The 26,997-nt window shown below is 69.7% G+C and carries 25 protein-coding genes; 11 read left to right on the top strand and 14 right to left on the bottom strand.

The window, feature by feature from the left end; translation table 11 throughout:
- Position 1: 1 nt before the first annotated feature.
- From ACEN9H_RS18500 to ACEN9H_RS18480, 5 genes are all read right to left on the bottom strand, one after another.
- Positions 2–1,237 carry an ABC transporter permease gene (locus tag ACEN9H_RS18500; RefSeq protein WP_413671578.1) on the bottom strand — a complete coding sequence of 412 codons (1,236 nt, stop codon included), beginning with the start codon at positions 1,235–1,237 and terminating at the stop codon, positions 2–4.
- The gene (locus ACEN9H_RS18495) at positions 1,234–2,439 is read right to left on the bottom strand and encodes an efflux RND transporter periplasmic adaptor subunit (protein WP_413671577.1); all 1,206 of its coding nucleotides are present in this window, start codon (positions 2,437–2,439) and stop codon (positions 1,234–1,236) included. The genes ACEN9H_RS18500 and ACEN9H_RS18495 overlap by 4 nt, the downstream gene beginning before the upstream one ends.
- Positions 2,440–2,447: 8 nt before the next feature.
- Positions 2,448–4,352 (bottom strand): HlyD family secretion protein, encoded by a 1,905-nt coding sequence (locus ACEN9H_RS18490; RefSeq protein WP_413671576.1) that lies wholly within the window; start codon positions 4,350–4,352, stop codon positions 2,448–2,450.
- Entirely contained in the window at positions 4,349–5,017 is a 669-nt protein-coding gene (locus tag ACEN9H_RS18485) for an ABC transporter ATP-binding protein (RefSeq protein WP_056125761.1), read from the bottom strand. Before ACEN9H_RS18485 ends, ACEN9H_RS18490 begins: the two co-directional genes overlap by 4 nt.
- Positions 5,018–5,078: 61 nt before the next feature.
- A complete protein-coding gene (locus tag ACEN9H_RS18480; RefSeq protein WP_413671575.1) occupies positions 5,079–6,503 on the bottom strand; it encodes a PLP-dependent aminotransferase family protein in 1,425 nt (474 codons plus the stop codon).
- A gap of 96 nt (positions 6,504–6,599) precedes the next feature.
- Between ACEN9H_RS18480 and ACEN9H_RS18475 the strand changes: the two genes are divergently transcribed.
- The 3 genes from ACEN9H_RS18475 to ACEN9H_RS18465 are packed head-to-tail and all read left to right on the top strand — an operon-like array spanning position 6,600 to position 8,075.
- A complete protein-coding gene (locus tag ACEN9H_RS18475; protein WP_413671574.1) occupies positions 6,600–7,058 on the top strand; it encodes a carboxymuconolactone decarboxylase family protein in 459 nt (152 codons plus the stop codon).
- A 10-nt stretch (positions 7,059–7,068) separates the two neighbouring features.
- Complete coding sequence (locus ACEN9H_RS18470) at positions 7,069–7,461, top strand: cupin domain-containing protein (protein ID WP_056125767.1); 393 nt, start codon at positions 7,069–7,071, stop codon at positions 7,459–7,461.
- A complete protein-coding gene (locus ACEN9H_RS18465; protein ID WP_413671573.1) occupies positions 7,458–8,075 on the top strand; it encodes an HD domain-containing protein in 618 nt (205 codons plus the stop codon). Before ACEN9H_RS18470 ends, ACEN9H_RS18465 begins: the two co-directional genes overlap by 4 nt.
- On the opposite strand, the gene ACEN9H_RS18460 is transcribed toward ACEN9H_RS18465, so the two are convergent.
- The 3 genes from ACEN9H_RS18460 to ACEN9H_RS18450 form a co-directional block, all read right to left on the bottom strand.
- Positions 8,014–9,186 carry an FAD binding domain-containing protein gene (locus ACEN9H_RS18460; protein WP_413671572.1) on the bottom strand — a complete coding sequence of 391 codons (1,173 nt, stop codon included), beginning with the start codon at positions 9,184–9,186 and terminating at the stop codon, positions 8,014–8,016. The two genes, ACEN9H_RS18465 and ACEN9H_RS18460, sit on opposite strands and share 62 nt — an antisense overlap.
- A complete protein-coding gene (locus ACEN9H_RS18455) occupies positions 9,183–10,403 on the bottom strand; it encodes an MFS transporter (protein ID WP_413671571.1) in 1,221 nt (406 codons plus the stop codon). Before ACEN9H_RS18455 ends, ACEN9H_RS18460 begins: the two co-directional genes overlap by 4 nt.
- Before the next feature lie 63 nt (positions 10,404–10,466).
- The gene (locus tag ACEN9H_RS18450) at positions 10,467–11,564 is read right to left on the bottom strand and encodes an alkene reductase (protein ID WP_413671570.1); all 1,098 of its coding nucleotides are present in this window, start codon (positions 11,562–11,564) and stop codon (positions 10,467–10,469) included.
- Between the two features lie 190 nt (positions 11,565–11,754).
- Here ACEN9H_RS18450 and ACEN9H_RS18445 point away from each other — a divergent pair, with 190 nt between their 5' ends.
- Positions 11,755–13,113: an MFS transporter gene (locus tag ACEN9H_RS18445; protein ID WP_413671569.1), complete on the top strand. Its 1,359-nt coding sequence runs from the start codon at positions 11,755–11,757 to the stop codon at positions 13,111–13,113.
- Position 13,114: 1 nt separating this feature from the next.
- Here the strand turns inward: ACEN9H_RS18445 and ACEN9H_RS18440 are convergent, their stop codons facing one another.
- From ACEN9H_RS18440 to ACEN9H_RS18420, 5 genes are read right to left on the bottom strand one after another with little or no spacing between them, the layout of a single operon-like run.
- Complete coding sequence (locus tag ACEN9H_RS18440) at positions 13,115–13,819, bottom strand: ABC transporter ATP-binding protein (protein ID WP_413671568.1); 705 nt, start codon at positions 13,817–13,819, stop codon at positions 13,115–13,117.
- A gap of 7 nt (positions 13,820–13,826) precedes the next feature.
- On the bottom strand, positions 13,827–14,570 hold the full coding sequence (locus tag ACEN9H_RS18435) for an ABC transporter ATP-binding protein (protein WP_056125785.1): 744 nt from the start codon (positions 14,568–14,570) through the stop codon (positions 13,827–13,829).
- A complete protein-coding gene (locus tag ACEN9H_RS18430; RefSeq protein ID WP_413671567.1) occupies positions 14,560–15,543 on the bottom strand; it encodes a branched-chain amino acid ABC transporter permease in 984 nt (327 codons plus the stop codon). Before ACEN9H_RS18430 ends, ACEN9H_RS18435 begins: the two co-directional genes overlap by 11 nt.
- A 10-nt stretch (positions 15,544–15,553) precedes the next feature.
- Positions 15,554–16,438, bottom strand: a complete 885-nt coding sequence (locus ACEN9H_RS18425; RefSeq protein ID WP_413671566.1) for a branched-chain amino acid ABC transporter permease — start codon at positions 16,436–16,438, stop codon at positions 15,554–15,556.
- 15 nt (positions 16,439–16,453) lie between these two features.
- Positions 16,454–17,656 (bottom strand): ABC transporter substrate-binding protein, encoded by a 1,203-nt coding sequence (locus ACEN9H_RS18420; protein WP_056125789.1) that lies wholly within the window; start codon positions 17,654–17,656, stop codon positions 16,454–16,456.
- A 140-nt stretch (positions 17,657–17,796) separates the two neighbouring features.
- Between ACEN9H_RS18420 and ACEN9H_RS18415 the strand changes: the two genes are divergently transcribed.
- From ACEN9H_RS18415 to ACEN9H_RS18405, 3 genes are read left to right on the top strand one after another with little or no spacing between them, the layout of a single operon-like run.
- Positions 17,797–18,246, top strand: coding sequence for a VOC family protein (locus ACEN9H_RS18415; protein ID WP_413671565.1), 450 nt, complete (start codon positions 17,797–17,799; stop codon positions 18,244–18,246).
- Between the two features lie 37 nt (positions 18,247–18,283).
- Entirely contained in the window at positions 18,284–19,516 is a 1,233-nt protein-coding gene (locus ACEN9H_RS18410; RefSeq protein ID WP_413671564.1) for an FAD binding domain-containing protein, read from the top strand.
- Between the two features lie 54 nt (positions 19,517–19,570).
- The gene (locus ACEN9H_RS18405; protein ID WP_056125793.1) at positions 19,571–20,263 is read left to right on the top strand and encodes a TetR/AcrR family transcriptional regulator; all 693 of its coding nucleotides are present in this window, start codon (positions 19,571–19,573) and stop codon (positions 20,261–20,263) included.
- A 37-nt stretch (positions 20,264–20,300) separates the two neighbouring features.
- Here ACEN9H_RS18405 and ACEN9H_RS18400 read toward each other — a convergent pair whose 3' ends face one another.
- Positions 20,301–21,392: an amidohydrolase family protein gene (locus ACEN9H_RS18400; protein WP_413671563.1), complete on the bottom strand. Its 1,092-nt coding sequence runs from the start codon at positions 21,390–21,392 to the stop codon at positions 20,301–20,303.
- A 168-nt stretch (positions 21,393–21,560) separates the two neighbouring features.
- Between ACEN9H_RS18400 and ACEN9H_RS18395 the strand changes: the two genes are divergently transcribed.
- The 4 genes from ACEN9H_RS18395 to ACEN9H_RS18380 all read left to right on the top strand — a co-directional run bounded on the left by ACEN9H_RS18395 (position 21,561) and on the right by ACEN9H_RS18380 (position 26,976).
- On the top strand, positions 21,561–22,577 hold the full coding sequence (locus ACEN9H_RS18395; RefSeq protein ID WP_413671562.1) for a porin: 1,017 nt from the start codon (positions 21,561–21,563) through the stop codon (positions 22,575–22,577).
- An 87-nt stretch (positions 22,578–22,664) separates the two neighbouring features.
- Complete coding sequence (locus tag ACEN9H_RS18390; RefSeq protein ID WP_413671561.1) at positions 22,665–23,681, top strand: LacI family DNA-binding transcriptional regulator; 1,017 nt, start codon at positions 22,665–22,667, stop codon at positions 23,679–23,681.
- 123 nt (positions 23,682–23,804) lie between these two features.
- Positions 23,805–25,790: a heparinase II/III family protein gene (locus tag ACEN9H_RS18385; RefSeq protein ID WP_413671560.1), complete on the top strand. Its 1,986-nt coding sequence runs from the start codon at positions 23,805–23,807 to the stop codon at positions 25,788–25,790.
- A gap of 16 nt (positions 25,791–25,806) precedes the next feature.
- Entirely contained in the window at positions 25,807–26,976 is a 1,170-nt protein-coding gene (locus tag ACEN9H_RS18380; RefSeq protein WP_413671559.1) for a glycoside hydrolase family 88 protein, read from the top strand.
- Positions 26,977–26,997 lie beyond the last annotated feature (21 nt).

Below are 26,997 nucleotides of genomic sequence, written 5' to 3'. Positions count from 1 at the left end.
GTCAACCGTCGCTGCGCAGCGCGGCGATCGGGTCGAGCGCCGCCGCCTGGCGCGCGGGGTAGACGCCGAACCCGAGCCCGACCGCCACGCACGCCAGCACCGCGAGCAGCAGGCTCACCGGCGACCACGCCACCGACCATCCGGCCAGCGCGGCGATGCTGTACGCGGCCACGGCGCCCAGCACGAGGCCGAGCACGGCGCCACTGACGGCGATCACGAGCGCCTCGGCCAGGAATTGTTCCACCACGTCGCGGCGGCGCGCGCCCAGTGCGCGCTTCAGGCCCACTTCGCGCCGGCGCTCCAGCACGTTGGCCAGCATGATGTTCATGATGCCGATGCCGCCCACGAGCAGCGACACGGCCGCGATCGAACTCATGACGATCGTGAAGATGCGCTGCGTCTGCTGGTTCTGGCGGTACAGGCCCATGGGCACGATGAGGTTCGTGTCGTCGACGCCGCCATGGCGCTGGTGGATGATCGCCTGCAGCACGCGCGCCGCGTCGTCCGGCGCGACCTGGCCGTCCAGGCGCACGCTGATGCCGTCCACCTCGTCCTCGATGCGGCGGAAGCCGAAGCGCGCGCGGGCCGTTTCCCACGGCACGAACAGGCGCTCGTCGTCCAGGCCCAGCTTGACGCCTTCGAACTCCGCCTTGCTGGGCGTGCGGTCGGCCAGCACGCCCACCACCTGCAGCCACACGTGGTTGACCTTGACGCGCTGGCCGACGGCCGGATCCGCGCCGAACAGTGTGTGCGCGAGGCGCGCGCCCAGCACGCAGACCGGGGCCAGCGTCGCGCCGTCGGAAGGCTGCAGCCAGCGTCCGGCCTTGAGCTGCAGGCCGCCATGGTCCGCATACGCCGGCGACACGGCGAACGCGCGCCCGCTCACGACGCGGTCAGCGACGATCAGCTGGTCGACCTTGATCTCCTTTTTCAGCGCCACCGACCGTGCGCCGGGCACGACCGACAGCGCCGCCGCGGCATCGGCCGCGGACAGGCCCAGCGAGCGGGTGCGGATGTCCTTCAACTGTTCGTCGGTGTTGCCCTTGCTCTCGACGATGACGTTGTTCAGACCCAGTTCCGCGACGAGGCGCAGCGCCTCGCGTTTGCTGCCTTCGCCCACGGCCAGCATGGCGACGATGGCGCCCACGCCGAAGATCATGCCCAGCAGGGTGAGGCCGGTGCGCAGTTTGCGGCGTTTCAGTTCGGCGACGGCTTCGAGCAGCAGTGCACGGTTCATGACTTGTCGGCTTTCGGAGGAAGGAGCACTATCTGCGCGCCGGACGCGAGACCGCTCCTGATTTCGCTGCGCACCGGGCCGCGCCGGCCCAGTTCGACCTTGTGCTTCACGGCGCGGCCAGCGTCGGCCGTGTACACCGCGTAGGCGGCGCCGTCCTGCACGAGCGCGATGTTCGGCACCGTCAGCGCCGCCGCCTGCGTCACGAGGTGCACCGTGCCGTGCAGCGCCTGGCCGGGCTTCAGTCCCAGTTTGCGCGCCGTGTCGGTGCCGATGGCGGCGTCGAAGTCGCTGTACTTGACAGGCGACTCGGGCGAGATGACGCTGGCGCTGCTGCCGACGCGCGTCACGGTCAGGTCCAGTTCTGTGCCCGTGCCGGCCAGGCGCACGCGCACGGGCAGGCCCGGCTTGAGTCCGTAGGCCTGGCCCTCGGCCACGCTGAAGTGGGCGACGAGCTTGTCGAGGTCGGGCAGGGCGCCGAACGGCTCGCCCGCCATCTGGTTGGCGCCGACCTGCGGCTTGGCGCCGTCCCAGCGCGCGGCCAGCAGGAACACGCCGTCGTGCGGCGCCACCAGTTCCAGCGCGTCCAGGCTCCTGCGCTGCTGTGCCGCGTTCTGCGCCACGCTGTCGCGCTGCGAGTGGAGCACGGCGTCCTGCGCGGCGGCGCGGGCCTGCGCCTGGCTGCCTTTCCAGTCAAGGTAGGTGCGCTTCTTGGTGAGGAAACCGACGTCGGCCAGCGCATCGAGGATCGTGTTGCGGGCGAAGACGGACAGGTCGACGCCCGCATAGCGGCGCGCGAGGCCCAGGTCGTCCTCGAGCTTCGCGCGGTCGCCGGCCAGCACGCCTTTCTCGACGGCCGCATTCTGGCGATTCGCTTCCTCGGCCAGCGCCTTGCGCAGCAGTTCGAGGTCGGCCTGCGACAGGTCCGCGCGCGCCTGCGGGGCGTCGAAGCGGGCCACGACCTGGCCTTTCGTGACGGTGCTGCCGTCCGCGACCATATCCACCAGCACGCGGCTCGACCAGCCGCTGCCCGGCACCGTCAGCGGCGTGTTGGCGGCAGCCTGGATCTCGCCGTCCGCTTCCAGCGTTTCGGTCCACGCGCGCGGCGCCAGCGTTTCGACGGGGCCGCCGGCCGGCGCCGACGCGCCGCCGCAACCGGACAGCAGGGTCGCCAGTACGGCGACGAAGGTAGACAGGCGTGGCATGGGAAATCTCATGGTCGGATGGCCGCGACGCGGCGGTCGACGCCCGGCAGCAGTTCCACCTGGACGGCGGCGCCGGGCTTCAAGTCTTTCGCGGGCGCGTCGAATTCCAGCTCGACGTCGCGGATGACGACCGCCTGCGCCGCCGATTTGCTGTGGAAGGCGCGTCCCAGGCCCGTCACGTGCGCGGCCAGTGTCTGCCGCGTACCGGCCACGACGACGCGCGCCGCCTGGCCCTTCCGCACGCCGGCCGCCTGCGCTTCCGGGACGCGGGCGTTGACGCCCAACTGGTCCGGATCGGCCAGGGTCGCGACCGACAGGCCTACCCAGACCTGGCTGCCGATGGCGAACTTCTCGCCGTTGAAGCCGATGCGGTGCAGAACCAGGCCCCGCCGCGGCGCCAGGACGGTCAACGCCGCCTGGCCCTTGACGAGGGAGGCGATCTTGGCCCGCAACTGCGCCGCGTCCGACTGCAGGCCGGCGCGCTCGGCCTGGCGCGCGCGCCGCTGCGCCTCGTACTGGGCCTGCGCCAGCGTCGCCAGCTGCGCTTTTTCGGCGCGGTCGATCACGAGCTTGTCGTAGTCGACGCGGCGGATGAGTTCCTTCGGCATGGTCGCCTTGCGTGCGGCCTTCTCGGCATTGCTCTGTGCCTCGGCCTGCGCCAGCACGCCGGCGCGGTCGGCCTCGGCCTGGTCCAGCTGCAGCTTGTCCAGCGCCCGCTCGCGTTCCTTCAGCGTGCCTTGCAGCGAGATCAGCTGGTTCATCACATCGGTGGATTCGAACACGGCGATGGGCTGTCCGGCCTGCACCATCGTGCCTTCCGGCGCGAGGAACGCCAGCTTGTAGCTCCAGACATGCGGGATGGTCGGCGGCGACACCGGCATGGTCCGGCGCGACGCGATCTCGCCTTCGATCGCCAGCGCGGCGGGGGCTGCGGCCTTCGCCTGGCGGACGCCCGCGGCCGCGGCGCCGGGCGCCAGCGGCTCCACCTGCACGCTCATCCCCGCGACGAGCGGCAGGCCATGGTCGTCGGGCAGGGCGATCCGGGCCCGGAAATAGCGGCCAATGCCCCAGCGCGGCCGCGCTTCCGGCGCGCTCGTGATCGCGGCCAGCTTCCCGGTCACGACGACGCCCGGCAGCGCGTCGAAGCGCAGGGCGACGGCCTGGCCGTCGCGCAGATAAGGGCGGTCCGCTTCCAGCACCCAGGCCGTGACGACCATGTGGCCGTCGCCGAGCACCGTGCCGGCCGCGTTGCCCGGCCAGGCCGTGGAGCCTTCGTCCATGCGCTCGCCGTTGAAGGGGCTGTAGCCGTGGACGACGACGCCGTCGCGCGTGGCGCGCACTTCCGACTGCGCCACCTGGGCGAGCTGGAACGCCTCGTTGATCTGCAGTTTCTTCACTTCGAGCGCGCCGTCCTCCTTGCGGCGGGCGACGGCCGCGCGGGCGTTCTTCAGGTTGTCCTGCTTGATCGCGAGGTCGCGCGTGGCCTGGCCCAGCGCCGCCTGGTAGCGGTCGTAGTCGAGCGCCATGATCTGCTGCTTCGGCAGCGCCGCGTCGACCCTGGCCTTGGCAAGCAGCGCCTGGGCGTTGACCAGCGCCTTCTCCGCCTCGATGGCCGCGACTTCCAGCGTGGCCGTTTCGCTGTCCGCCTTCGCGCGGGCGCGTTCGCGGTCCATCCGGAGCTGGTCGATATTGGTCGTGCTGGCGGAGTCGATCCGCAGCACGATGTCGCCCTTCCTGACCTGCGTGCCCTCGGCGAGGAAGCTGCGCACCACGATCGGCGACGCGTTCGACGGCGGCACGAAGATCGTCTGCGAATCCAGCGCTTCCACTTCGCCAGTGATCAGGACCGGGCGGGTGTCCGCGGCCGTGGCGGCGATGGCGACGAAGGCCAGGAGCGGGACCAGGCGCTTCATGGCTGGCCCGCGACGCGGCCGTCGCGCAGGTGGATGGTGCGCTGGGCGCTGGCGGCGATCGCGGGATCGTGCGTGACCATCACGAGCGTCTGGCCGCCCGCGTGCAGTTCGCGCAGCAGGGCCATCACGTCGGCCGCGCTGCTGGAATCGAGGTTGCCGGTCGGTTCGTCCGCGAGCAGCAGGTCCGGTTCGTTCAGCAGCGCGCGCGCGATGGCGGCCCGCTGCAGCTGGCCGCCGGAGAGCTGGCCCGGCAGGTGGTCGAGACGCCGGCCCAGGCCGATGCGCTCGAGCAGGGCGCGGGCCCGGTCGGCCGCCTGCGGGTCGGGCTGGCGCGCATAGCGCTGCGGCAGCAGCACGTTTTCCAGCACGGTCAGGCGCGGCAGCAGGTGGAAGGACTGGAACACGAAGCCGATGCGGCGGTTGCGCACGTCGGATGCGGCGTCGTCGTCGAGGGCGCTGATCTCGTCCTGCGCGAGGCGGTAGCGGCCGCTGTCCGGGCGATCCAGCCCGCCCAGCACGTTCAGCAGGGTCGACTTGCCGGAGCCGGACGGCCCCATCACGGCGACGAATTCGCCGCGCGCCACGTGCAGGTCGATGCCGTCCAGGGCGTGGATATCGCTGCCGCCCAGGCGGTAGGTCTTGCGGATCGCACTCAGTTCTATCATGCCGAAAAGTATTTCTTAAGGCACAACAGTTTGTCAATTGTCAAATACGTCAACGGGTAGATTATTTTGGCATGACGGCAAGTTCCGCCAGCCGGCGGCAATCGGCCACGAGTCGGCGCGCGTCGACATTGGTCACGCCCAGCAGCAGGCCGGGCGTGGCGGGCGTATGCGCATACCAGGGCGACAGCGGCACGGGCGCGAGGCCGGCCCGCAGGGCGCGCGCGGCCACGTCGACGTCGGACGCGGCCGTGCGCAGGCGCGTGACGACGGCCATGCCGGCCGTCGCCTGCACCTCCAGCACGTCGGCGGCCTCCTTGCGCAGGCAGCGCAACAAGGCTTCGCGCCGCGCCGCATACAGACGTTTCATGCGGCGCAGGTGGCGCAGGTAGTGGCCCTCCCGCAGGAAGTCCGCGACGGCGCGCTGGGTCGTCGCGCCGGGCGCCGGCGCGAGGCATGCCGCGACGTCGCCGAAGCGGCGCGCCAGGTCGGCCGGCACGACGAGGAAGCCGAGGCGCAGCGCGGGGCTGATCGTCTTGCTGAACGTCCCGATGTGCAGCACGCGGCCGCCCTCGTCGAGCGACGCGAGCGCCGGCGCCGCGCGGCCTTCCAGCTGCAGCTCGCTGAGGTAATCGTCCTCGACGATCCAGGCGCCGTTGTGGCGCGCCCAGTCAAGCAGGGCGCGGCGGCGCGCGAGCGACATCGTCATGCCGAGCGGCGCCTGCTGGCCCGGCGTCACGACGGCGAGCCGCGCGTCCGGGGCCATGCGGACGCCGGCAGCGACGTCCAGGCCCTCGGCGTCGACGGGGACGGCCGTCACCTTCGTGCCCGCGAGCGACAGGGCGGTGCGCGTCAGCGGAAAACCGGGGTCTTCGAACCATGCGCCCTGGCCTTCCAGCGCGAGCGTGCGCACGACGAGCCCCAGCGCGCCGGCGAAGCCCGCCGTGATCAACACCTGCGACGGGTTGCAGCGGATGCCGCGCGCGATGCCCAGATAGGCCGCGACTTCGCGCCGCAGATCCGGATCGCCGCGCGGATCCGGGTAGCCGACGGGGCTGGCCGCCGTGTGCCGCGCCGCGCGCACCATCACGCGCGCCCACAGTTTGTAGGGGAACGCGTCTTGCGCCGGGACGCCCATCTGGAACGGCAGCGGCGTCGCGCCGAAGGTCGGGAACAGCTCGGGGATCGGCGACGTATCGGGCAAGTGCGCGGGCGTATGGCCGGCGACGCCGGGCGTGGCCGGCCGCCCGTTGACGCGGGTGCCGGCCGCCCCGAAGCTCGTCGCGAGCTGCTCGTCGACGAGGCGTTCGTACGCGATGCGCACGGTGCCGCGCGACACGCCCAGCTGGGCCGCGAGGTCGCGCCACGACGGCAGCTTCGCATCGGCTGGAATCTGCCCCGATTCGATGCCGGCGCGGATGGCCGCGTAGATCTGCGTGGCGAGGGGTGTTTTTTTGGCCCGGTCGAGGCCGATGGACAGCGTGGTCATGGCCGATGGTACATTAAAAATGATCAAACTTGGCACTGTTTTTTGGCCACCAATCGGCGCATCATGTCTTCATCCAGTTCAACCAGGAGAATCAAAATGACGCAACGCATGGATTACAACGCGGCCACCCCGGCCGGCATGAAGGCGCTCGGCGGCGTGTACGGCCACATCATGGGCTGCGGCCTGCCGAAGGTGCTCGTCGACCTCGTCTACCTGCGCGTCTCGCAGATCAACGGCTGCGCCTACTGCATCGACATGCATTCGCGCGACCTGCTGAAGGAAGGCGTCAACGTCGAGAAGCTCGTGCTGGTGCCGGCGTGGCGCGAAGCGGGCAGCCTGTTCGACACGACGGAGCGCGCGGCCCTCGCATGGGCCGAGACGGTGACGCAGGTGGCCGAGACGGGCGTGCCGGATGCGGACTATGCGGCCGCCGCGGCCGTGTTCAGCCAGCAGCAGCTGGCCGACCTGACCATCGCCATCGGCCTGATGAATGCGTACAACCGCATGGCGATCAGCTTCCGCGCGCAGCCGGCCGCCGTGACGGCCGCGCGCTGAGGAGGCGGCGATGAAAGCCACGATCGCTTTGTGTCTGGCGCTGCTGGCCGGCGCGGCCGGTGCCCACGAAACCGTAAAACCTCTGTTCCACCGCGCGCTGCCGAACGTGCCCGGCAAGGCGCTGGTGGCGGTGGAGGTGTCGTTCGCGCCCGGCGCGGAGGCGGCGCCCCACACGCATCCGAAATCGTCGTTCATCTACGCGCAGGTGCTGTCCGGCGAGATCGTCAGCGCCGTCGACGATGCGGCGCCGAAGGTCTACCGTACGGGCGAGTTCTGGTACGAGGATCCCGGCGCCCGCCACCAGGTGACGCGCAACGCCAGCAAGGACAAGCCGGCCACGCTGCTCGCCGTGTTCGTGCTGGACGAGGGGGAGCAGAAGCTCGTGCTCCCGGCCGCGAAATGAACGGCTTGCCCGACAGCCCGCTTGCGCGCGAGATCACGCAGTACGTGCGCGACACCGCGAGCGACATGCTGTTCCAGCACTCGGCCCGCGTGTATTGGTGGGGCGCGCTGCTGGGCGACACGCTCGGCCTCGCGTTCGACCCCGAGCTGCTGTATGCCGCCGCCATGTTCCACGACATCGGCATCACGCCGCATTACCACGGCAGCCGGCAGCGCTTCGAGGTCGACGGCGCGAACGCGGCGCGCGATTTCCTGCGGGGCCACGGCATCGATGAACACAGCGCCGAACGGGTCTGGCTCGCGATCGCGCTGCACACGACGCCCGGCATTCCCGAGCACATGCATCCGGAAATCCGCCTCGTGCAGGCCGGCGCCGGCATGGACATGGTGGGTCGCGGCATGGACGCCATTCCGGCGGTGGAGCGGGACAGGGTGCTCGCCGCGCACCCGCGCGGCCACGGCTTCGCGCACGCCGTCATCGACACGTTCTACGAAGGGCTGAAACACCGTCCCGAGACGACGTTCGGCACCTTCAACGACGACTTCCTCGCCTTTAAAGATCCGGCGTTCCAGCGGGGGAACCTGTGTAGCCTGCTGCTCGCCGCACACCCATGATGCCGTCGCCCATGCGCCGGCCCCAGTCGACCAGATTGCGGCCGGCGCGCAGCTGCAGGCCTTCCCAGTCCTTCAGGCGCGCTTCGATGGGCTGGTCGGTGCGCTGCAGGGCCTGGGCGAGCGCCAGCGCATTGGCCGCCGCCTTGGCCGCGCCGCCGGCCGTGTGCGGGCGCGGCACGAAGGCGGCGTCGCCCAGCAGCAGCACGCGGCCGAACACCATGCGCGGCACCGCGAGGTCGAGGATCGCCTGCACGAACGGTTCCTTCGTCTTCTGCACGAGCGCGTTGAACTGCGGTGCGAGCAGTTCGCGGGCGTCGGCACGCAGCACGGCCGCCCGGGCATCCGGCAGCGCGCCCGGCGGCAGCGAGAACGTGTGCGTGCGGCCGGTGCGGTCGGTCAGCAGCGCGGGCAGGCCGTCTTGCGGCACCTTGCGATACCACACCCAGTTCCAGCGCCGCTGGCCCGGTGCCGTGGACCCGTCCTCGCCGGGCACGAGGTACTCCAGCAGCATCTGCTCGCCTTCGTCGTGCTGGAATGCGAACACGCCGTCCAGCACCGCGCGGCTGGCCGCATCGAGCTCGCCTTCCGGCACGAGGCCGCGCCAGGCGACGTAGCCCGAGTAGTGCGGCGCCACGTCCGGCAGCATCAGCGAACGGACCGTCGAGCGTGCGCCGTCCGCGCCGATCAGCAGGTCGCCCGTCTCCACGCGGCCGCTGGCGAACACCGCGCGCACCTGGCCGCCCGCCTGCTCGATGCGTTCCAGCGTCTCGCCCGGATGGATGCAGGCGTCGGGCAGCGCGCGCCGCATCGTCCCGTGCAGCATGTTCCACGACGTCTGCGTCTGCGGCTGATGGTCGCGCCGCACGACGTCGCCCGCGCGGTCGAGGTAGATGCGGTCGCGCGACGCCACGCCCAGCGCGCCGGCGGGCCGGATGCCCGCGAAGTGGAAGGCGTGCAGCACGTCCGGCTGCAGCACGATGCCGCCGCCGCGGCTGTCGAGCGCGTGGGGCGAGCGCTCGAACACGTCGACTCTCCAGCCGATGGTTTTCAACGTGTTCGCTGCCAGCAGCCCGCCGAGCGAGCCGCCGATGACCAGGGCGCGCGGGCTCACGATGCGGTCGCGCCGGTGGTCGCGCGGCGGCCGGCCAGTTCGCCGAACCACACGAGCAGCGCGGCGGCGGGGAAGGCCATGCCGGCCAGCAGGGCGGCGTGCCAGCCGTGGTGGGCATAGACCCAGGCGCCGGCCGCGGAGCCGAGCGCGCCGCCGGCGAAGAACAGCGCGAAATATATGCCGTTCAAACGGCTGCGCACTTCGGCGCCGAGCGCGAAGATGGCGCGCTGGCCCAGCACGAGGTTGGCGGCGACGGCCATGTCCAGCACGATCGAGGCGGCGACGAGGATGCCCAGCGCCAGCGTGCGCGATTCCGGCTGGTAGAGCGGCAGCGCGAAGCCGACGATGCCGAGGACGAGCGCGGCGGCCGTCGCCATCAGGGTATGGCCCGCGTCGGCGAGGCGTCCCGCCACCGGCGATGCGACGGCGCCCGCCATGCCCACGAGGGCGAAGATCGCGATGCCCGTTTGCGACAGGTGGAATTGCGGGCCTTCCAGCATCAGCGGCGTGACGGTCCAGAACAGGCTGAACGATCCGAACAGGCCGGCGTGGTAGGCGGCGCGGCGGCGCAGCACGGGCGTCGCCGCGAGCAGGTGCCACAACGATCCGATCAGGCGGCCGTACGACAGGCTGTGCACGGGCACACGCTGCGGCAGTTTCGCGCGCAGGACGAAGGCGAGGACGAACACCGCGACGGCGGCGCCGCCGAACACGGCGTGCCAGCTGGCGTGGTCCGCGATCAGGCTCGCGGCCGGACGGGCCAGCATGATCCCCAGCAGCAGGCCGCTGACGACCTTGCCGACGGCCTGGCCGCGCGTTGTTTCGTGCGACAAATGCGCCGCGAACGGCACGAGGATCTGCGCGGCGACGGAGCCGAGGCCGATGCCCAGCGACGCGACGAGGAACATCCACGCGTTCGTGCTGAACGCGGCGGTGGCCAGCGCCGCGGCCGTGGCGAGGAGGGCGGAGAACACGAGCTTGCGGTTCTCGAGCAGGTCGCCCAGCGGGACGATGAACAGCAGGCCGAGGGCGTAGCCGACCTGCGTCAGGGTGACGATCAGGCCGGCCGCTTCCGGCGACAGGCCGGTCGCCGCGCTGATCGGACCGACCAGCGTCTGGGCGTAATACAGGTTGGCGACGATCAGGCCGGCGGAGGTGGCCAGCAGGCGGATCATGCCCGGCGCGATGTCGGGTGCGTGTTTGGCAGGGGTGTGCATGAAGACTCCTTGAGATGTGTGCGAATCTACGCCCGCCGTGGCGCGGGCGCGACTTTCTTTCGGTCAGGCGGCCAGCGGTTCGTAGTCGAGATAACCATGGACGCCGCCGCCGTAGAACGTGAACGGGTCGGGCGTGTTGTACGGGCCGCCGCGGCGGATGCGGTCGACGAGGTCGGGGTTGGCGATGAAGCTGCGGCCGAACGAGGCCAGGTCGGCCATGCCGGATGCGATCAGCGCGTCCGCGGCGGCGGGATCGAGGCCTCCATTGGCGATGATCGCGCCGCCGAAGTTCGGGCGCAGCACGGCGAGGATGCGGTCCATGTCCGGCGCGCCGGCCCACGCGTTCGAATCCGCGGCGTGGAGGTATCCGATGCCGGCCTCGCCCAGCATCCGGGCGACGTAGGCGTACGTCTCTTCCGTGGCCGGGTCGGTGGCGTTGTTGTAGGCGGCGAACGGCGACAGCCGCACGCCGATGCGGCCGGCCGGCACTTCGTCCAGCACGGCGCGCAGCACGAGTTCGAGGAAGCGCGCGCGGTTGGCGAGCGAACCGCCGAAAGCGTCGTCGCGGCGGTTCGTGTGCGGCGACAGGAACTGGTGCGGCAGGTAGCCGTTGGCGGCGTGGAGTTCGATGCCGTCGATCCCGGCGCGCATGGCGTTGCGGGCGGCGACGCGGAATTCGTCGACGGCCGCGTGGATGTCCTGCACGGTCATGGCGCGGGACGGCGACGCCGCGATGCGCGTATAAAAGCCGTTTTCCAGCGCGGCGTACGGTTGCAGCAGGTGCAGGTCGTCGTTGACGGCGGACGGCGCCAGCGGCGCGCGGCCGTCCAGCAGCGCGTACGAACTCACGCGGCCGCTGTGCCACAGCTGCGCGAACAGGCGGCCGCCCGCCGTGTGCACGGCGTCCATCACGCGGCGCCAGCCGGCCACCTGCGCGTCGTCGTGCAGACCCGGCGCCAGTTCGAACGCGGCGGAGTGGCGCGACACATTGGTCGCTTCGCTGACTATCAGGCCGGCCGCTGCGCGCTGCGCATAATAGGCGGCGTTGGCGGCGGTCGGGACGCCGTCGGCGCCGGAGCGGGCACGCGTGACGGGGGCCATCGCGATGCGGTTCGACAGCGTCAGGTCGCCGAGGCGGGTGGGTGCGAGCAGGTGGGACATATAAGACTCCGTTGACAAGGTGGCCTCACTGTAGCGGCGCGAGGCCGCGGCGATAATCCGGCGGCGGCCGGCAACACCTTTGCGCAAACCGCAACGGCGTTCGTTGATCGCACATAAGGTTGACTATCGAACGCCGCATTGTTAAGCTGGATCGACACGGCGGACAACAGCCGGCACCATGGAGACCGTCATGACCCATCAGGACCTCGACGTCCAGGCATTCATCAACCGCCATCCCTTCTCGCCGTACCAGTGGCTCGTGTTCGCCATGTGCTTCTTCATCGTCCTGCTGGACGGGTTCGACACCGCCGCCATCGGCTTCATCGCGCCGTCGCTGCTGAAGGAGTGGGGCATCGCCAAGCCGGCGCTGGCGCCCGTGCTGTCCGCCGCGCTGTTCGGGCTCGCGGCCGGCGCGCTCGCCGCCGGCCCGCTGGCGGACCGCCTGGGGCGCCGCATCGTGCTGCTCGCGGCCGTCCTCGTGTTCGGCGCGGCGTGCGGCGCGTCGGCATTCGCCACCAACCTCGACACCCTGACCGTGCTGCGCTTCGTCACCGGCATCGGCCTGGGCGCGGCGATGCCCAATGCCGTCACCCTGGTCAGCGAATTCTGTCCGGACCGGCGCCGCGCCGTCATCACGAACGCGATGTTCTGCGGCTTTCCGCTGGGCGCCGCATGCGGCGGCTTCCTCGCCGCGTGGATGATCCCGCAGTGGGGCTGGCGCAGCGTGCTGGCGCTGGGCGGCATCGCGCCGTTCGTCCTGTTGCTCGTGATGGCGCTCAGCTTGCCTGAATCCGTGCGCCACATGGTCGCGCGCGGCGCGCCGGCGGAGCGGATCCGCGCCGTGCTGCGCCGCATCCATGCCTCGGGCGCCGACGCCACGCGCTACGTGCTGGCGGAGCAGGGCGCGCGGACCGGCGGCGGCTTCACGGTGCTGTTCGCGCGCTCGTACGCCGTCGGCACCCTCATGCTGTGGCTCGCGTACTTCATGGGCCTCGTGATCTTTTATGCGCTGATCAACTGGATGCCGATCCTGTTCAAGGAGGCCGGCCTGCCCGCGCAGACGGCCACGCTGATCGCCGCGCTGTTCCCGCTGGGCGGCGTGGGCGCCATCCTGTTCGGCTGGCTGATGGACCGCTACGACGCCAACCGCATCATCGCCATCGGCTTCGGGTTGACGGCGCTGGCCGTCTTCCTGATCGGCCAGGTGGCGGGCAACGTGGGCCTGATGACAGTCACCGTGTTCGGCGCCGGCGCGCTGATGAACACGGCGCAGTCGTCGCTGCCCGCGCTGGCGGCCGCGTACTATCCGACGCAGGGGCGCGCGACCGGCGTCGCGTGGATGCTGGGGATCGGCCGCTTCGGCGGCATCGCCGGCTCGTTCCTCGTGGCGGAGCTGGCGCGGCGCCAGCTGCCGTTCGGCCAGGTGTTCACGGTGGTGGCCGCGGCGGCCCTCGTGTCGATGGCGGCGCTGCTCGTGAAGCTGGCGGCCGACCGCAACCGGCCGGCCGCCGGCGGCCCGGCATTGCGTGCGCGGGTGGACCTGCACTGAGTCACACCGCGCAATAGCGTTCCTGGATGGCGGGATCGGCCAGCATCGCATCGGCCCGTTCGCTGTAGACGATGGCGCCCTGGTCGAGGATGTAGGCGCGGTCGGAAATGCCCAGCGCCGTCTCGACGCTCTGTTCCACCAGCAGGATCGTCGTCCCCTCGCGCTTGAGTGCCAGGAACAGTTCGAACATTTCGTCGACGAGCACCGGCATGATGCCTTCCGACGGCTCGTCGAGCAGGATCATGTCCGGCCCGGCCGCCGTGGCGCGGGCGATGGCGAGCATCTGCTGCTCGCCGCCGGACATGGTCACGGCTTCCTGGCCCAGCCTTTCCTTCAGGCGCGGGAAGGTCGCGGCGATCCGTTCGATGATCGCGCGTTCGTCCTTCGCCTTCCCGGAAGCGATGATCCCGAGGCGGAGGTTCTCGAGCACGGTCATGCCGGGCACGATGCGCCGTTCTTCCGGCACGTAGGCCAGCCCGTGGCGGTAGCGCGCGTGGGCGGGGAGCCCCAGCAGGTCCGCGCCCTTGAAGGACACGGTGCCGGCCGTCTTCTTCAGCAGGCCCATGACGCTCTTGAGCAGCGTCGTCTTGCCGGCGCCGTTGCGTCCGAGGAGCGAGACGACCTCGCCGCGGTCCACGTGCAGGCTGACGTCCTGCAGGATGTGGCTGGTGCCGTACCAGGCGTTCAGTTTATCGATCTTGAGCATGATGTCCTCAGTGTTTTCCCAGGTAGACGCGGCGCACCTCGTCGTTGGCGCGGATGTCGGCGGGCGTGCCGGCGGCGAGCAGTTCGCCGTGGTGCAGCACGACGATGCGGTCGCTGATGCCCATCACCATCTTCATCTTGTGCTCCACGAGCACGAGGGTGCGCTCGCTGGCGAGCCGTTCGATCAGCGCCATCATCGTGCGCGTCTCTTCCGGACTCATGCCCGCGGTGGGTTCGTCCATCAGCAGCAGCTTCGGGTCGGCCGCGAGGGCGATGGCGATCTCCAGCGCGCGCTGCTGCCCGTGCGCCAGCTCGCGCGCCGGGCGCGCCGCGTGCTGGGCGATGCCGACGAGCTGCAGCAGGTCGCGTGCGCGCGGCTCCAGGCCGAGGGCGTCGCGACGGCCCCAGAAGTTCAGGCGCGCGACGCCGGCCTGCAGCGCGACGCGGACGTTTTCCAGCGCGGTGAACGCGGGGAACACGTTCGTGATCTGGAACGACTTGGCCACGCCGACCCGCGCGTAATGGTGCTGGCGCAGGCGCGACACGTCGACCCCGTCGAACACGACGCGGCCGGACGACGGCGCGAAACTGCCCGACAGGAGATTGAAGAACGTGCTCTTGCCGGCGCCGTTCGGGCCGATGATCGAGGTGAGCTTGCCCCGTTCGAATTCGACGGAGACGTCGTTCAGCGCCGTGAACTTGCCGAAGCGGCGGGTCAGGCGTTCGGTACGGAGGATGATGTCAGCGGCCATGGGTCTTCTCCAGGATCGTGCCCCATACGCCTTTCGGGAAGAACAGCACGAAGAACATGAAAATCGCGCCGGCATACAGTTGCCAGTGCTCGGTCCACAGCGAGAACACGTCCTGGATCAGCAGGAACAGCGCCGCGCCCACGAACGGGCCGAAGAACGTCCCCATGCCACCCAGCAGGCAGATCATGACGACGAGGCCCGACGTCTCGTAGTGCAGGCTCTCGATGGCGACGCTGGACAGGTGGATCGCGGCGAGCGCGCCCGCGAGACCGCACAGGGCGCCGGACAGCACGAAGGCCATCAGCTTCGTGTGCTCGACGTTGAAGCCGCACGCACGGGTGCGCGCCTCGTTTTCCCGGATCGCCTCGACGGCACCGCCGAACGGCGACGCCAGCACGCGCGAGACGGCGAGCAGCGCCGCCGCCACGACGGCGAGGAACGCCAGGTATTTCGCCGTCGGGTCGAGCAGGTCGACGGTCAGGCCGGGCAGATGGACCTGCGCCACGTTCACGCCGCGCAAACCGTTTTCGCCGCCCGACAGCGGGAACTGGTAGACGAGGAAGTAGACGCACTGCGCCAGCGCGAGGGTGACCATGGCGAAGTAGATGCCGCGCGTGCGGATCGCGAGCAATCCCATCGCCAGCGCCAGCACGCCGGCGACGAGCACGGCGGCGGGCAGCGCGGCCCACCACGGCGCTCCGGCCTGGGCGATCAGGATGCCGGCCGCGTACGCGCCGACGCCGAAGAACGCGGCGTGGCCGAACGACAGCATGCCCATGTAGCCGAACACCAGGTTGAACCCGACCCCGTACAGGCCGTAGATCAGGATGTTCGTCGCCACCGACTGGTTCGGGATCAGCCAGGGCAGGGCCAGCAGCACGAGGACGCTGGCCAGCACGCGGTGCGTGCGGATGTGCGCGAACGTCCGGCGCGGCGCCGCCACGTCGTACAGCGCATCGGAATGTGCATTCATGATTCCTCCCTCAATTCATCAGGCCCGCGCGGCCGAACAGGCCTTGCGGACGGACCAGCAGCACGAGCGCCATGATGACGAACATCGACACCTTGGCCGCTTCGGGCACGAACAGCACGGCCAGGCTCTCGACGACGCCGACGAGGATGCCGGCCACGATGGCGCCCACGAGCGATCCCATGCCGCCCACGACCGTCACGACGAAGGCGACGGTCAGCACCGAGCCGCCCATCTCGGGACTGATGCCCTGCATGGGCGCGGCGAGGAAGCCGGCGAGGCCGGCGACGCCCGTGCCGAGGCCGAACACGATCAGCCAGACCCGCGCCACGTCGATGCCGAGGATGCGCACGATCTGCGGGTCGCGCGCCCCGGCCCGCACGATCAGGCCGAACGAGGTTTTTTCGATGAACAGCCACAGTCCGGCCAGCACGAGGACCGTCACGCCGATCACGAACAGGCGGTACAGCGGGAATTCCCCGACGAGGATGTCGGCCGAACCCTGCAGCAGTTCCGGCGTGTCGACGGGCAGGCCCTGCTTGCCGAATGCGATGCGCACGGCTTCGACCATCACGTAGGCGAGGCCGAATGTGAGCAGCAGCGGATAGTCGATGCCGCGTCCGTACAACGGCCGGATCAGCGTGCGCTCGACCGCCATGCCGAATGCGGCGACGACGAGGGGCACGAGCACGAGGCAGAGCCAGAAATTGGGCACGACCTGGTACAGCGCGTAGCCGGCATAGGCGCCGACCATGAAGAATGCGCCGTGGGCGAAGTTCACGACGGTGAGCATGCCGAAGATCAGCGACAGGCCGACCGCGAGCAGGACGTAGACCGCGCCGAGCGCCAGTCCGGTGAACAGCTGGAGCGCGACCAGCTGTGGTGTGATGCCATCCATGACGACCTCCGCGGTTTATTTGAAGCCCAGTTCCGCGCAGCTGCGCAGCGCGTCGGCCGACGCGGGAGCGACCTGCAGCACGGAGAAGATGTCGGGCGAGCCCTGCGGCGCCGCCTTCGACTGGATCACGAGCACCGACTGCATCGACTGGTGATCGCACGCGCGGTAGGACTGCGGCCCCTTGTAGGTGTCGTAGCGCAGCGCCGCGAGCGCGTCGACCACCTTCTCGGTGTCGCTCGTGCCGGCCGCCTTCACGGCCTGCAGCAGCGACCGGACGGCGGAATAGGCCATCGAGCCGTAGTCCGACGGCACGGCGCCGTTGTAGGCGCGGCGGTAGCGGTCGTTCAGCGCGCGCGCCGACGGCGTCGTCGACTCGATCGCCCAGTAGTAGGAGCTGCCGCCCACGACGCCGTCGTACACGCGCGCACCTGCGGCGACGCGCGACGTGTACGTGAGCACCGGCGTCACGAACTTCGTGCGGCCTTTGAGGCCGAACTCGCCGGCCTGCTTGATCGAGATCTGGTTGTCCCGTCCGAAGTTGTTGAAGACGACGACGTCGGGGCGCAATGCCATCAGGCGCGGCAGGTAGGGCGAGTAATCGGTGGCGCCGAGCGGATGGCGGATCTCGCCCACGACCGTCGCGCCGACTTCCTTCGCCACGCGGGTGAAGCCGCGTGTCATCTCCTGGCCGTACGCGTAGTCCGCCGTCAGGAAGGCGATCCGCATGCCCTTCCTGAACGCATAGCGGCCGACGGCCTGCGTCGTCATGTGCGGGTTCAGCGATTCGTGGAACGTGTAGCGCGAAAAGTCGGCCGCCTCGTTGATCGCATCCGACTGGCTGATCGAGATGTACGGCACCTTGCGCTGCCTGGTCACATTGTTCACGGCGAGCTGTGTCGCCGCCGACAGGCTGCCCACGATGAAGTCGACGTGGTCCTTCTCGATCAGCTCGAGCGCGCGCGTCGCGGCTTCCGCCGGGTTGAGCTTGTCGTCGCGCACGAGCAGCTCGGCCTTGCGCCCGGCCAGGCCGCCGGCGTCGTTGAATTCGCGGATGGCCAGTTCGGCATTGCGCACCTGGTCCTGGGCCTCGGCGCCGTAGGGCCCCGTGAGGGGCACCGGCAATCCGATCCTGATCGGGCCCGTCTGCGCGCCTGCGGGGGCGCACCAGGCGGCGAGGGCGATGCACGCGGCACCGGCAAGCGTGGTGGTTCGGTTCATGATGTCTCCGTTTTTAAGTGATCGTGCGATCAATAATCGGATCTTAGTCTTGGCGTGTCAACAGAATTCGCTAAAAAATTGGCTTGCTAATGATCGATTGATCACCTATATTTCGATCATTCGACACGAAGGAGGAGACGATGGGCATACGTAAACTGGGTCATTATTCGATCCGCACCGGCGACCTGGAAGCGTCGCGCCGCTTCTACACGGAAGTGCTCGGCATGAAGGAGGGTTTCCGTCCTCCCTTCAGGTTTCCTGGCATCTGGCTGTACCTGGGCGGCGACGAGGGCGACTTTGGCGTCGTCCACATCATCGGCATCGACCGCGACGATCCGCAGGCACTGAAGGACTACCTGGGCGACAAGGAGGAGGCGGCATTGACCGGCAGCGGCGCCGTCGACCATGTCGCCTTCCTCGCGACGGACCTGGCGGGCATGCGCGCGCGGCTCGCCGCGCGTGGCGCGCCGTTCACGGAGCGCACCGTGCCGTCGCTCGGGCTGTACCAGCTGTTCGTCGCGGATCCCAGCGGCGTGACGGTGGAACTGAATTATCCGCACGACGAAGCGCACGCACTCGGGCTGGCCTGACGCCCGCCCATCCGATACAACGACAAAGGAGATGATCATGACGAAGGGAACCGTGGCCGTTATCGGCGGCTCGCTGGGCGGGCTGTTCGCGGCCAACCTGCTGCTGCGCGCGGGCTGGGAGGTCAATGTGTATGAACGGGTGAGCGAGGAGCTGGCGGAACGCGGCGCCGGCGTCGTCACCCATCCGGAACTGTTCGACGTCCTCGCGGCGCTCGGCATCGACGACGCGGACATCGGTGTCGAGGTCGCGTCGCGCCTGACGCTGGATCGGGACGGCGGCGTGGTCGGAGAGCACGCGCATCCCCAGGTCCTCACGGCGTGGGGGCGGCTGTATGCGCTGCTGCGCGCGGCCCTGCCGGACGCCTGCTACCACAGCGGCAGGCACCTCGTCGGCGTCGACCAGGACGAACACGGCGTGACGGCCAGCTTCGCCGACGGGACGCGCGCGACGGCCGACCTGCTGGTCGCGGCCGACGGCATCCGCTCGTCCGTGCGCCAGCTGCTGGCGCCGGACGTCCAGCCGAGGTACGCCGGCTACGTGGCGTGGCGCGGCCTCGTCGACGAGAGCGCCCTCAGCGCGGAAACGCACGCGCGCCTGTTCGGCCACTTCGGCTTCTGCCTGCCGCCGCGCGAACAGATGCTGGGCTATCCCGTGGCCGGCGCGGGCAACGCGATGGAGCCGGGACGGCGGCGCTACAACTTCGTGTGGTACCGCCCCGCCGACGAGGCCGAGGTGCTGCGCCTGTCGACGGACGACGCGGGCCGCGTGTACGAAAAGGGGATTCCGCCGCCGCTGATCGCCGGGTCGGTGCTGCGCGAGATCCGTGCCGTCGCCGGACAGTCGCTGGCGCCGCAATTCGCGGAAGTCGTCGCCCGCACCGCCCAGCCGTTCTTCCAGCCGATCTACGACCTCGAATCGCCGCGGCTCGCGTTCGGGCGGGTGGCGCTGCTGGGCGACGCCGCGTTCGTCGCGCGGCCCCATTGCGGCATGGGCGTGACCAAGGCGGCGGGCGACGCCCAGGCGCTGGCGGACTGGCTGGCGCGGCTGCCGGTCGGGCCCGCGCTGGAAGCCTATTCGCGCGAGCGCGCCGTGTACGGCATGCGCATCGTCGCCCACGCGCGCCATCTCGGCGCCTACATGCAGGCGCAACTGGCCACCGAGCACGAGATGCGAATGGCGGAGCGCTACCGCACCCCGGACGCCGTCATGCGCGAGACGGCGGTGCCGCCCCGTTTCGACGAGGCCGGCGCGCATGCGGCTGCCGGCTAAGTTGTCAAACGATAACCGAGCCCCTATACTCGATCCACACGGAAAAGGGCCAGCATGAGTTCGAGTATCGAGAAGAAGACGCGCGCGAAACAGGCGGCCGGCGCGGCGGCCGCCCCGGAAGGCACGCGCCGCCTCGCGCGCGAGGACCGCGAGCAGCTGATCGTGCAGAAGGCGATCAAGTACTTCGCCACGTACGGCTTCGGAGCCAGCACGCGCGACCTGGCGAAGGAAATCGGTGTCTCGCAACCGCTGCTGTACCGCTACTTCCCGAACAAGGAGGCGCTGGCCGACCGCGTGTTCCAGGAGGTCTATTTGTCGCGCTGGAATCCGGACTGGGAAGACATCCTCAGGGACCGCGCGCGGCCGCTGGCGGACCGCCTGCTCGAGTTCTACCAGCAGTACGGCCGCGTGATCCTGAAGAGTGACTGGATCCGCATCTTCATCTTTGCCGGCCTCACGCGCGAAGGCATCAACAACCGCTACCTGGCGCGCCTGCGCGAGCGGATCTTCGACGTGATCCTCGCCGAGCTGCGGCGCCAGTACAAGATCGCCGATCCGACGCCGCAGCAGTACGAGGACGAGATCGAATTCATCTGGGGCCTGCACGCGGCGATCTTCTACGTCGGCGTGCGCAAATGGGTCTACGGGTTGCAGGTGCCGAAGGACCTCGACCGCCTGATCGACCAGCACGTCCATGCCTTCCTCGACAGCGCGCCCGCCGTGCTGAAACGCATCCGCAAGGCCTAGGCGGCATGCGCGGGCGGCCGCCCGCGCATTCGATCCGTTATGCGAGTCCCAGCAGGCGGCGCGCGTTGCCGCCCAGGATCGCGGCCTTGTCCGTGTCCGTCAGGCCCGGCGTGGCCAGCACGTGGTCGACGGGCTTGTCGGACCATGGAAACGGATGGTCGGACCCGAGCACGACCTGCGACGCGCCGACCTGGCGCACGAGATTGCCCAGCGCTTCCGGCGTGAACACGAGGCTGTCGAAGTACAGCTGGTTCACGTACTCGCCCGGCTTCTTCTTGAGCGCCGGTCCGTGCGAACACGCGCCGGGGTTGACGAAGCAGCCGTGGTCCATGCGCGCGGCCGACGCGGCGACATAGCCGCCGCCATGCGCGGCGCAGATCTTCAGCGCGGGAAACTTGTCGAGCACCCCTTCGAAGATCAGGTGCTGCAGGGCGATCGTCGTCTCCAGCGGATACCCGATCACGTTCGCCATCCACCCATTGCCTTCGAAGCGCTTGGCCAGTTCCGGCACACCCGTCGGGTGGACGAAGAGGGCGGCGCCCAGTTCTTCCGCCTTCGCCCACACGGGATGGAAGCGCGGGTCGGCGAACTCGGCGCCGGCCACGCTGCCGCCGATCGCGGCACCGCGCAACCCGAGCTTGCGCACGGCGTATTCCAGTTCGCGTACGGCCAGGTCGGGATGCTGGAGCGACAGCGACGCGAACGCGGCGAAGCGGTCGGGCCGGGCCGCGCACAGTTCCGCCAGCTTTTCGTTCTGCAGGCGGACGACCCGCGCCGACGTGTTGCGTTCCTGCGTGTACCAGAACGGGTTAATGCTCAACACCTCCATGTCGACGCCCTGCGCATCCATCGCCGCGATCCGTTCGTCGACCACGATCACGCATTCGCGGCCGCCCTTCATGGTCTGCGGATACAGCGCGTACACGTCCATGCCCATCAGCGCGAGCGCGGCCGGGATCACGCAGTGCGCGTGCACGTCGATCGTGCGGGGCGCGCCCACTGGGCGTCCGGGCGCGCGTTGCGCCGGCGCCACGGCCGCGCGCGCGGCGCCCAGCACGCCGCAGCCGGTGAGCAGGATGCCGCCGATCGTGCCCGCGCCTTGTCCGAGAAACTGTCTTCGATTCGTCATTGTTGTCTCCATTAGTGATAGATCGATCATCAACTGTTCTTTGATTTGCCCCTCGGTTTCGCATTCCTGCAACGCTTAAGGCGATTTTTCGCGCCGGGTGCGCCGCAGGTATACAAAACTAAGTGATCGAACGATAATCTAAATACACATCAATGACAAGGAGACGGTATGAAACGGATTGGCAAGGCGGCGGTTCTGGCGGTGGCGGCCGTGCTCGCGCGCGGCGCGTGCGCGCAGTCGGCGGTGCAGGTGTACGGGGTGCTCGACGTGTGGGCCGGGCGCTCGGAAACGAGCGCCGGCGGGCCTGCGACCACGATGGTCGGCAACGGCGGCATGCAGACGTCGTTCTGGGGCCTGGGCGGCAGCGAGGACCTGGGCGGGATGAAGGCGATCTACGCGATCGAAGGCTACCTGCAGGTCGACACCGGCGCGGCCGGGCGCACGCCCACGGACGCGATGTTTGCGCGGAACGCCTTCGTGGGCCTGCAGGGCGCCGCGGGCGAGATCCGGCTCGGGCGCATCCTGAACCCGCTGTTCGTCGCGACGGCGCAGGCGAATCCGTTCGGCGGCTCGATCCGCCTGGCACCGCTGCTGGCCCAGATCTGGTCCGTGCCGATGGGACGCGCCGTGGCGGGCGACACGAGCTGGGACAACGTCGTGGCGTACACCACGCCATCCATGGGCGGCGTGAAGACGACCGTGATGGCCGGCCTCGGCGAAACGAGAGCCGGTACGTCGACGAACAACCTGAACGCCACGCTGACGTACGGCGCCGGTCCGGTGGCGGCCACCGTCAGCGTGCAGCGCGTGCGGGTCGGACCCGGCCTCGCGCAGATCGGCCGCTCGGAACAGAAGACGTATTTCGCCGGCGGCAGCTACGACCTGGGCGGCATGAAGTTGTACGCGTCCTGGGACAAGGCGGACGCCAGCGCGCCCGACCTGGCGGCGAGAACGTGGCAGGCGGGTGCGGCGCTGCCCGCGGGCCGCGGCAACGTCCTCGCATCGTGGGCGCGCACGACGACCCGTTCGCCGGGGTTGCCCGCCGGCCGGCGCGCCACGGGCGCGGCGGGCTACGACTGGCTCCTGTCGCGGCGCACCGACCTGTACGCGGTGGCGCAGACCGACAGGCTCGCCGGAGCCGACCGGGCACGAACGTATGCATTCGGCGTGCGCCACCGGTTCTGAGCGGCGCCCGCGCCGTCTTGCCTATTCAGAACGATTTAGGTAACGTGGCAGGCGTGCGACCTTGGCGGCGCGGGAAATGGGATCGGAATGCAGAAGACAAGTACGTTGACGGAAGTGGCCGAGGAGGCGGGTGTATCGCTGATCACGGCGTCGCGCGCGCTGCGCGGCGTGGGGCGGGTGGCGAAGGAGACGCGCGAACGCGTGCTCGCGGCGGCAGCGAAGCTGGACTATACGCCGGACATGCTCGCGCAGAAGATGCGGGGCGGGAACTCGGGCCTCGTCGGCGTGTTCGTCAACGGCTTCCGCTCGCTCGTGATGCACGAGCTGCTCAGCGCCATCAACGACGAGGCGCGCCGGCTCGGCTTCGACCTCATCGTCTTCAACGCCGACCATTTCGACGATGCGCGCCGCGCCGGCACGGCCGAGATGCTGCGCAAGCTGTGCGACGGCCTGCTCCTGCTGCTGCCGGACGCGAACGACGGCCTGCTTGACAAGCTGGAACGCGCGCACGCACCGTGCGTGCTGGTGAGCTTCGCGGCGCGCCCGATCGACCTGCCCGTCGTCCTCGGCTCCAACCGTATGGCAGCGAAGAGCGCCGTCGAGCACCTGCTCGGGCTGGGCCACCGCCGCATCGCCTTCATCGCCGGCACGTCGTTCACGGGCCAGAGCGAGGAACGCCAGCGCGGCTACGAGGATGCGCTGCGCGCGGCCGGCATCGCGATCGAGCCGGTTTATCTGCGCCAGGGCGATTTCAACGACGCCAGCGGTTTTACCGAGACGCAGGCGCTTCTTGAACTGCCGACACCGCCCACCGCGATCTTCGCCGCCAACGACGCGATGGCGTTCGGCGCCATGGACGCCATTTCCGACGCTGGGCTGAAGGTGCCGGACGATCTATCCGTCGTCGGCTTCGACGACGTGATCCGCGCGGCCGTCGTCTTCCCCAAGCTCACCACCGTGCGCCAGCCGCTGAACGAGATCGCCGTGCGGGCCGTCGCGGAACTGGTCGACGCCATGCGCAACGGCCGGGCCGAGGGCTTCCGCATCGAGCTGCCGGCCCGCCTCGTCATCCGCGATTCCACGGGGCCTGCACCGAAGGGCTGACGGCCCCGATGGCATCGTTACCACCCCAGCGCGCTCTCTGAATCGACCACCAGGTTGAGCGAAACCCTATTGTCTTTTGCGAACGTGAGTGGTAACGTTGTCACAACTCATCAGGGAGACGACATGAACCGAAGGAATGCGCTGACCCGCGGACTGGGTGCGCTGGCGCTGCTGGGCACGCCCGGCCTGCGCGCGGCGGCCGGACCGGCGGGAGAGCAGGGCGGCGCGGCCCCGGCGCCGCGCGTGCCCAAGCGCTACCTGCGTGCCGTCGTCGACGAGGCCTTGCTGCGCCGCCGCCTGCCGCCGCCCGGGGCGTGGCATCCGTATCCGCGGGCGGGCGATCGCGCCGCGTGGGCGCAGGTGCCGGCCGACGTGGCCGCGGCGCTGATCGCCCGCGCCGACGCCTGGCTGGGCACCGAGTGGCCGCAACTGCCGGCCAGCCTGTTCCTGGAATTCGCGGAAACCGGCAACCGCACGCATTATGAACAACGCTATTTCGAGCGCCGCAGCCGCCTGGCGGGCCTCGTGCTGGCCGAATGCGTGCAGGGGCAGGGCCGCTACCTGCACGCGATCGCGGACGGCGTCTGGCACGTGTGCGAGGAAACCTTCTGGGGCCTGCCGGCCCACAGCGGCATGCAGAAGCGCGGCGTCGGCCTGCCCGATGCGGACGAACCCGTGATCGACCTGTTCGCGGCGGAGACGGGCGTCACGCTGGCCTATGTCCATGAACTCGTGGGCGAGCAGTTGCGCGCGGTGTCGCCGCTGCTCCCCTTGCGCATCGCGGCGGAGGTGAAGCGCCGCATCCTCGATCCGGGTTTCACGCGCGACGACTTCAAGTGGATGGGCCTGAAGGACAAGAAGGAACCGCTGAACAACTGGACGTCGTGGATCGCGTCCAGCTGGCTGGAGGCGAACCTGTTGCTGGAGCCGGATCCGGCGCGCCGCATCGCGGCCACGTTGAAGATCTGCCGCTGCCTGGACGGCTTCCTGGAAGACTATTCGGACGACGGCGCGTGCGAGGAGGGCCCCGGTTACTGGACACTGTCCGCCGGTCCCTACCTCGACAGCCTGATGGCGCTGGACTCCGCGACCGGCGGGGCGGTGAACCTGGCGGCCGACCCGTTCGTGCGCCGCATGGGCCATTACGTGCTGGACGTGCACGTGGCGGGCGACTGGTACGTGAACTATGGCGATGCGCACGCGAAGGTACACCATTCGCCGCCGCTGCTGCACCGCTTCGGCCGCGCCACGGGGGACGCCGACCTGGCCGCGTTCGGTGCGTTCCGTGCGCCCGCGCGCGGCATCGCGTTGTCCGACCAGGGGCGGCTCGCGCGCGACGTGGCCGACGTGCTGGAGGTCGCACGCATGCGTTCGACCCAAGGCCGCGACGCCCTGCAGCGCGCGTCCTGGTATCCCGCCCTCGGCCTGATGACGGCGCGCGCGCAGGGCGGCTCGGCGCAGGGATTCTTCGTGGCCGCGCAGGCGGCGTCGAACGCGCGCAGCCACGGCCACCACGATTCCGGCAGCTTCATCGTGTTCCACGACGGCCAGCCGGTGTTCGTGGACCCCGGCGTCGAAGCCTATACGGCGAAGACGTTCAGCAAGGACCGGTACACCATCTGGACCATGCAGTCGGGCTGGCACAACCTGCCGCTCGTGGGTGGCCGGATGCAGGTCGGGCGGGATGCGCGCGACCGCGCGAGCCGGGTGCGCGTCGACGATATGGGCATGACGATGGACCTGGCAAGCGCGTACGGCCCCGAGGCGGGCATCAGGACGTGGGAGCGGCGCATCGCGCTCGACCGCGCCGCCGGCACGGTGAACCTGCGCGAGACGTTCGCGCTGGCCCGTCCCGCGCCCGTGGCCCTCGTCTTCGTCACACCGCGCAAGCCCGATGCGGCGCAGGCGGGCGTCGTGGCGTTGCCCGTGGCAGGGGGCCGGACGGTGCACCTGAAGTTCGATCCGCGCGCGCTGCGTGCCGACGTCGAACGCCTGGCGCTGGACGACGCGGGCCTGAAGCATGAATGGGGCGACGCGCTGTACCGTATCCGGCTGGCGTCCGCGCAGCCGCTCGGCAGCGGCGACTTGAACGTAGCGATAGCGACTTGACACCTGAAGGATTCACATGAAGAAGCGAACGATGGCGGCCATCCTGGCGAGCGGCATGGTCCTGCTGGCCGGTTGCGCGGACATGGCGAGTAATCGCGCGGCCGTTCCCGCGCAGGAGGCGCGCACTTCGATCCCGACGCGGGCCGAAGCGCTCGCCGTCATCGACAAGGTGAACGGCTACTGGCAGCGCACGACGCCGCCGACGGAATGGTCGTTCTGGAACGTGGCCGTCTACCACACGGGCAACCTGGCGGCCTACGAGGTCACGCGCAACGAAGCGTACCGCCAGTATTCCGAACGGTGGGCCGAGTACAACGGCTGGAAGGGCGCCAAGTCCGACAACAAGGCCGAGTGGAAGCTCACGTACGGCGAGACGGATGACCACGTGCTGTTCGGCGACTGGCAGGTCTGCTTCCAGAGCTATATCGACCTGTATCGCCTCGGCCCGCAGGACCCGCGCCGCGTCGCCCGTGCGCGCGAGGTGATGGGCCACGAGATCGGCACGGACCGCGTCGACTACTGGTGGTGGGCGGACGGCCTGTACATGGTCATGCCCGTGATGACGAAGATGTACCACCTGACGGGCGACCGGCGCTATCTCGACAAGATGGTCGCGTATTTCGAGTACGCGAACAGCCTGATGTACGACCCCGAGACGCATTTGTACTACCGCGACGCGCGCTACGTCTACCCGCAGCACCAGAGCGTGAACGGCAAGAAGGACTTCTGGGCGCGCGGCGACGGCTGGGTGTTCGCCGCGCTGGCCAAGGTGCTCGCGGACCTGCCGCGCGACGATCCGTACCGCCCGATGTTCGAGGAGCGCTTCCGCGCGATGGCGCAGACGCTGAAAGGTGTCCAGGCGCCGGAGGGTTACTGGACGCGCAGCCTGCTCGACCCGGCTCACGCGCCGGGCCCGGAAACGAGCGGCACCGCGTTCTTCACCTACGGCATGCTGTGGGGTATCAACAACGGTCTGCTGGACCGCGGCACGTACCTGCCGGTGGCGGCGAAGGGCTGGGACTACCTGACCCGCACCGCGATCCAGGCCGACGGCAAGGTCGGCTACGTACAGCCGATCGGCGACCGCGCGATTCCCGGCCAGGTGGTGGACCGCAACTCGACGGCGCATTTCGGCGTGGGCGCGGTGCTGCTGGTCGCGTCCGAAATGGCGAAACTGACCCACTGATTTCTCTCCTTCGCGGGCCAC

This window comes from Massilia cellulosiltytica (assembly GCF_047325105.1).
GTDB classification, from domain to species: domain Bacteria; phylum Pseudomonadota; class Gammaproteobacteria; order Burkholderiales; family Burkholderiaceae_D; genus Telluria; species Telluria orientalis.
The sequence above is the reverse complement of the archived record's forward strand: the minus strand, read 5'-3'. Positions and strand labels throughout refer to the sequence as shown.